We start from the raw sequence: 7,481 nt of genomic DNA on the forward strand, positions 1-7,481 counted from the left end.
CGTCGGTCAGCGACAACCCGTTCGGTGAGACGCGCCACGCGCCACCGGTTCCGTCGCCTACCGGAGCACCAAGGCGTCCAAGGTAGTTGAACCCGATCGTCGGATCTTCGGCGTCGAGTCCCGATTCGGGGTTCAGGTAGCGAAGCAGGCCGTAGGTCAGACCGTCGGGCAGGGAACGAAGCTGTTCCTTGGCGTTCTTGAGCGCCGCGCCGAGCGTCGTGTCACCGGCCACCACCTGCGTCCAGGACAGCCGGTCTGTCACCAGTGCCACGGGGTACTTGGCGGTGAACCAACCCACCGTGCGCGAGAGGTCCACGTTGGCGCCCGGACCCGACAGGTCCTCGTCGCGGCCATGGCCTTCGACGTCGATGGCGATCGGGGCACCGCCGGCCGCCAACAGCTCGGCGATCGCCAGCGCGAACGCGATCAACAGGATGTCTTGTGTCCCCGCGTGGAACGCCGCGGGAACCTCATCGAGCAGCATGGCGGTGGTTTCGGCATCCAGCTCGGCGGTGTACCGCCCGGCAGTCACATAGGTGTCGACCTCGGGCTGCGTCGCGGGAAGAACCGTCGGTGTCGACGCCACCTTCTTCCAGCGTTCGGCCAGCTGCAGCACGTCTGGACGGCGGGCGTGGTCGGCGAGCAGCCCGGCCCACCGCGCGAACGACGTCCCCGTCGGCGGCAACGCCACCTGCCGGCCGCTGCGATGTTGGGCCCAGATCGTGTTGAGATCGTCCAGCAGGATCCGCCAGGACACCCCGTCGACCGCCAGGTGGTGGACGATCAACGCCAGTTCGCCCGTACCGGGCACCCACAGCGCACTGACCATCACCCCGTCCGCGGGGTTCAACCGCGACCGTGCCGCAGCCAACGCGTCATCGGTCAACGCGTCCACCGAATGCACGCACTCGGAGGCGTTCACCGAATCGGGTTCCGGCACAGTCAACGACCATTCGCCGGCGGCGTCGTACTCGACGTGCAGCCGCAGCATGGCGTGGCGGTCCAGCAGTGCCTGCAGCACCGCCACCACGTCGCTTTCGGTCGTCTGTGCGGGGGCTTGCAGCAGTACCGTCTGGTTGAACTCGTCGACCGGACCGTCGACGCTCTGCAGCCACCGGATGATGGGGGTGGCCGCCACCGGTCCGACCCCGTTGTCGATGGGGCCACCGGCGTGCGACACGCCCGCGACGCGGGCCAACCGGGCCACGGTCTGCTCGACGAACACATCGCGGGGGCGACACACCAGACCCGCGGCACGGGCGCGGGCCACCACCTGCATCGAGAGAATGCTGTCGCCGCCGAGATCGAAGAACGAGTCGTCGACGCCGACTCGATCCAAACCCAGTGTCTCGGCGTAGATTCCGGCGAGCACCTCTTCGACAGCGGTAGCGGGCGCCCGGTAGCGGTCACCGTCGCCGTAGTCGGGTGCGGGCAGCGCGCGGGTGTCGAGCTTGCCGTTGACCGTCAGCGGCAGCGTGTCCAGCACCACCACCGCGACGGGCACCATGTATGCGGGCAGCCGCTCACCCAGTTGGGCGCGCAGATCGGCCGGATCGGCGGTGCCGGTGATGTAGCCGACCAGCCGCTTGTCACCGGGGCGGTCTTCGCGGGCGATCACCGCCGCCTGCTCCACGCCGTCGAGCGCGGCCAGCGCGGCCTGGATCTCCCCCAGCTCGATGCGGTAACCGCGGATCTTGACCTGCTCGTCGGCGCGGCCCAGATACTGCAGCTGACCGTCGGGGCGCCAGTACACCAGATCACCGGTGCGGTACATACGTTTTCCGGCCACACCGGGACCGCCGAACGGGCAGGCCACGAACCGCGACGCGGTCAGCCCAGCCCGGCCCACGTACCCGGCGCCGACGCCGTCGCCGCCGACATACAGTTCGCCGATCACGCCTTCGGGCACCGGGCGTAGCCACTCGTCGAGCACGAACAACGCCGCACCGGGAACCGGCTTGCCGATCGGCACGCCCAACCCCGGTGTCAGCGGTGCGCTGATCGCCACGCACATCGTCGTCTCGGTCGGCCCGTAGGCGTTGATCATCACCCGGCCGGGCGCCCACTGCTCCACCACCTCGGGCGGACAGGCTTCGCCGACCACGACCAGCACTGCCGATTCCAGACCTTCGCGCGGCAGAACCCTTACCGCAGAGGGGGTCTGGGTGAGCACAGTGACCTGTTCGCGCACCAGCAGGGCATGGAAGTCTTCCGGTGATCCCGCGATGTCCTCGGAGACCACCACCACGCGCCCGCCACGCAGCAGCGGCGCGAAGACCTCCCACACCGAGACGTCGAAGGCCAACGAATGGCATTGCGGCCATACGCCCGCCGGCGGCAGCCCGGCATCGAGCGTTTCCAGCAGTTGGGTCACGTTGTGGTGGGTGATCGCCACGCCCTTGGGCACACCGGTGGTCCCCGAGGTGTAGATCAGGTAGGCGATGTCGTCTGGGGACGGACCCGGCAACGCCGCACCGGGTTCGCTGTCGGCGGTCGTCGCGATGTCACCGATGTCGAGGACCGGTACGGGCAGCCCGGCCAGCCGGTCGGCTAGCTCGGCGGTGGTGACCGCGACGACCGGTCCGGCGTCGGTGATCATGAACGCCATGCGCTCTGCGGGTACCGCCGCGTCGATCGGCAGGTAAGCCGCCCCCGCTTTGAGCACCGCCACCATGGCCACGATCGCCTCGGCGGACCGGTTGAACAGCAGCGCCACGCACTGCCCCGGCCCAGCGCCGAGTGCAACCAGCTTGTGCGCCAACCGGTTCGCGGCTTCGTCGAGCTCGCGGTAGGTCAGCGAACGTTCACCGCAGGTAACCGCCACCGCATCGGGGATACGCGCCACATGATCGGCGAACAGGGCGGTGACCGATGACGCGGCAGACTCTGTTGCCGTCACGGCCGCGAGGTTGCCGAGTTCGCCGAGCCGGGCGTGTTCGGCCTCGTCGAGCAGGTCCACCGACGACAGCGGTGCCGTCGGGTCGGATGCCATGGCCGTCAGGACCCGTTGAAGCCGCGTGATCAGCGTCTCGATGGTGGACGGGTCGAAGACGTCGGTGCGGAACTCCACCGTCCCGGTGATGCCGTCGGGTTCACCGGCCTCGGTCCGGCGTTCGGCCAGCGAGAAGTTCACATCCATTCGCGCGGTGTGAGCATCCACCGGCATCGGGGTCACGTGCAGGTCGCCCAGCGCGAATTCGGCGGTGGGGTCGTCGATGTCGCTTCCTGCGACGTTCTGCCACGCCAGCGCGACCTGAACCAGCGGGTGATGGGTCAGCGACCGGGTCGGGTTGAGCCGCTCGACAAGCACCTCGAACGGCACGTCCTGATGTTCATAGGCCGACAGGCTGCGCGCGCGCACCTGAGCCAGCACGTCGGCCACCGTGGGATCACCCGCCAGATCGACCCGCAGCACCAACGTGTTGACGAAGAACCCGATCAGCTCGTCGAGCGCCGGATCGCGCCGCCCGGCGATCGGGAAACCCACCGCCACGTCAGAAGTTCCACTGAGCTTGGACAGCACGGTCAGAAGCGCCGCCTGCAGCACCATGAAGCTGGTCGCGTTGTGCTCACGGGCGATCCGGGTGATCTGCTCGTGCAACTCGGCAGGCCAGTCCACCGCGACCTTGGCGCCGCGCTGATCGGCCACCAGCGGGTAGGGCCGATCGGTCGGCAGCGCAACGCGTTCCGGCATCCCGGCCAGCGTGTCTTCCCAGTAGGCCAGCTGGGTGGCGATGCGGCTGTCGTCGTCGTCGAGATCACCGAACTGCGCACGCTGCCACAGCGTGTAGTCCACGTACTGCACCGACAACGGCGCCCACCCCGGCGCCTGTCCGGCGCTGCGGTCCGCGTACGCCACCCCCAGATCGGCCACCAGCGGCGTCATCGACCACCCGTCGGCGGCGATGTGGTGCACCACCGCCGCCAACACATGTTCCTCATCGGATAGCCGGAACAGCTTGGCCCGCAACGGGATCTGTGTGGCCAGGTCGAACGCGTAACGTGACGCCGCGTCGATGGCCTCACGAAGCCGGCTCGCCGTCCAGTCGGCGGCGTCGACGACCTCCCAGCCGAACTCGGCGTGCTCGGGGTCGACCACCACTTGCTGTGGGACGCCGGCGGGGGCGGTGAACAGGGTGCGCAGCGCTTCGTGGCGGGTCACGACATCGGCGAGCGCGGCGCCCAACGCGTCGACGTCCAGTGGGCCGCGAACCCGGAATGCGGCCGTCATATTGTAAACCGGGGACGGGCCCTGCAATTGGTCCAGGAACCACAACCGGGTCTGGGCGAACGACAGCGGAACCACCTCGGGTCGCTCGGCAGCCGTCAACGGCGCCAACGCCGACCCTGCTGCGCCGATGCGGGGAGCCAGTTGGGCCACCGTCGGCGCCTCGAACAACGCGCGCACCGCGACGCCGGCGTCCAGTGTCTTGTTGATCGCGGCCACCAGACGCATCGCCGACAACGAATCGCCACCGAGGTCGAAGAACGAGTCGTCGACGCCGACCCGCTCGACACCGAGCACGGAACCGTAGATGCCGGCGAGGATTTCCTCGGTCGGGTTGGTCGGGGCCCGGTAGGAATCGACATCGGCGAAATCCGGTGCCGGCAGTGCGCGCACGTCGAGTTTTCCGTTGACCGTCAACGGGACCGCGTCGATCGCCACCACCGCGGCCGGAACCATGTAGGCCGGAAGCCGTTCGGCAAGCGTGGCACGCGCCACGACCGGATCGGCCGCGCCGGTGATGTAACCGACCAGGTGCTTGTCGCCGGGGCGGCCCTCGCGCGCGATCACCACGGCCTGCTCGACACCGTCCAAAGCCGCCAGGGCGGCCTGGATTTCACCGAGCTCGATGCGATAGCCGCGGATCTTGACCTGCTCATCGGCGCGACCCAGATACTGCACCTGTCCGTCGGCGCCCCAGCGCACCAGGTCACCGGTGCGGTACATGCGGGTGCCGGGCTCCCCGAACGGGCAAGCCACGAACCGCGATGACGTCAGACCCGCGCGGCCCACGTATCCGACTGCCACACCCCGGCCGGCCAGGTACAGCTCGCCCACCGCGCCCGGCGGGACCGGACGCAACCAGGCGTCGAGCACGAACAGCGCCGCACCGGTCACCGGCCCGCCGATCGGCACGACCGAGTCGGCGGCGTTCGCGGTCAGGGGCCGGCTGATCGAGGCGTACACCGTGGCTTCGGTCGGGCCGTACGCGTTGATCATCAGTCGCCCCGGCACCGCCCACCGGTCGACGAGTTCGGTCGGGCAGGCTTCACCGGCCACCACCAGCGCCGCGGACTCCAGCCCCTGGGCAGAGAGCATGCCCGCCGCCGACGGAGTTTGGCTCAACACGTCGACGCCTTCGGCGACCAGCAGCGCGTGGAAGTCCTGCGGTGACGCGGCAACCTCTTCGGACACCACCAGCAGCCGCGCGCCGTGCAACAGCGCACCGAAGATCTCCCAGACCGAGACGTCGAAACTGTAAGAGTGCCACTGTGTCCACACCCGGCCCGGCCCAGAAGACAGATCGGCACCCAGCACACCAAACAGGCCCGGCACGTTGCGGTGAGGTATAGCAACACCTTTCGGCACGCCCGTGGTGCCCGAGGTGTAGATGATGTAGGCGATGTCATCGACCGTCGGACCCGGCAGCGCCGTACCGACAGGCGCGGGCTCGACATTGCCGACGTCGATGACGGTCACGTCGAAGCCGTCGAACCGCGGCGCCAGTTCGGCCGTGGTGATGGCGGCGATGGGCGTGGCGTCGGCCAGCATGAAGCCGATGCGCGCCACCGGCAGCGCCGGGTCGATCGGCAGGTAGGCGGCGCCGGTTTTCAGCACGGCAAGTATCGCCACAATCGCGTCGGCGGACCGGGGAAGCAGCAGCGCCACGACTTCGCCGGGTCGCGCACCGTGACCGGCCAACGCGTGGGCCATCCGGTTTGCGGCCTCGTCGAGTTTTGCGTACGTCATCGACTGACCGTCGAATGTCACCGCCGGCGCGTCGGGGGTGCGCGCGACCTGGGCGGCGAACAGTGCGGGAATCGGCTCGGCGGCGATCTCCGGCGCGATCAACGCCGCTTGGCCGCCCCATTCCGCGAGGCGTGTGCGCTCGTCTCCGTCGAGCAGGTCGGCCGCGGAGAACCGCCTGCCCGGGTCGGCGGTGATGGCCGCCAGAATCCGGGTGAACCGGTCGATCAACGCTCTGATGCTGTCGGTGTCGAACACCTCGGTGTCGTACTCGACGCGCAGCCCGATCTCGCGGCCCGGAAGGGCCTGCACGGCCAGCGGGTAGTGGTTGGTTTCGCGGAAGTTGAAGTCGGCGACGGTGATTCCGTCGACGTCCAACCGTGCGGTGCTGTCGATGGGATAGTTCTCGAACACGAAAAGCGTGTCGAAGAGTTGGTCCTGACCGCTGATGTGGTGGATCTCGTTGAGCGCGAGGTGTTGGTGCTCGAGGGTGTCGTTATGGGCGCGTTGCAGCTGCCCGAGCAGATCTTCGGCGGTGGTGTCGGGGGTGAAAGTCGCCCGCACGGGCACCGTGTTGATCAGTAGGCCCACCATCGATTCGGCGCCCGGCACTTCGGTGGGCCGACCCGAAACCGTTGTACCGAAGGCGACATCGTGCTGGCCGGTCAGCGAACACAGCAACCGTGCGAAGGCGCTCTGCAACACGATGTTGACGGTGGTCTGACATGACCGCGCGAGTTCGCCGACGGCCGCCGTGATGTCTTCGGGGACCTGGAAGGATTCGATGCCCCGGGGTCCCTGCCCCACCTGGCCGGCCGGGCCTACCAGCGTGGGTGCGTCGAAGCCGGCCAGCGCCTCGCGCCAGGCCGCTTGGGCGGCGTCGCGATCGCGGTCGGCCAACCAGGTGATGAAGCTGCGGTACGGGGTGGCTGCGGGTAGCCGCTGGCGGCTGAAGCCGGCGAAGATCTCCTGCAGCAGGATCGGCATCGACCAGCCGTCGAGCACGATGTGGTGCGTCGTGAGCAGGAACCTGTGCCGGTTGGGCGCGACGCGGATGAGAGCGGCGCGGAAGGCGGGCTGATCGGTGAGATGGCAGACGGCGGCGCGTTCGTCAGCAGATGTCCGCGAAACCTGCTGTGCGGCATCGCCGTCGACGTCCAGTTCGACGTACCGCCATGGCACGGCGGGATCGGCCGGGATGACCTGGACCGGTTCATCGAACTGTTCGCTGAACTGCGCCGCCAGATGTGGATGCCGGGTGACCACGGTCTGTACGGCGTCGCGAAGACGTTGTACGTCAAGGGGTCCGCTCAGCTCGATGTCGAGTTGCATGGCGTACAGATCGCTGGCTTGTGCGGTGTTGGCGTGAAAGAGCAGCCCCTGCTGCAGCGGGGTCAGCGGCAGCACGTCAGCGATCGGATTGCGGTCCTGCAGCTCGTCGATCTGCTGCTGGGACAACCGCGCCGGGGCGATGTCCGACGGCGTCAGACCGCCGCCGCCGTTGCGCACG

Annotated in this window: 1 protein-coding gene; it reads right to left on the reverse strand. The window is 68.6% G+C overall.

Annotation, left to right across the window (positions count from 1 at the left end):
* Window positions 1–7,481 (reverse strand): non-ribosomal peptide synthetase (locus ABQE93_RS26955; protein ID WP_448411954.1); only part of this gene is annotated, 7,481 nt, incomplete at both ends.

This window comes from Mycolicibacterium sp. XJ662 (assembly GCF_053484035.1).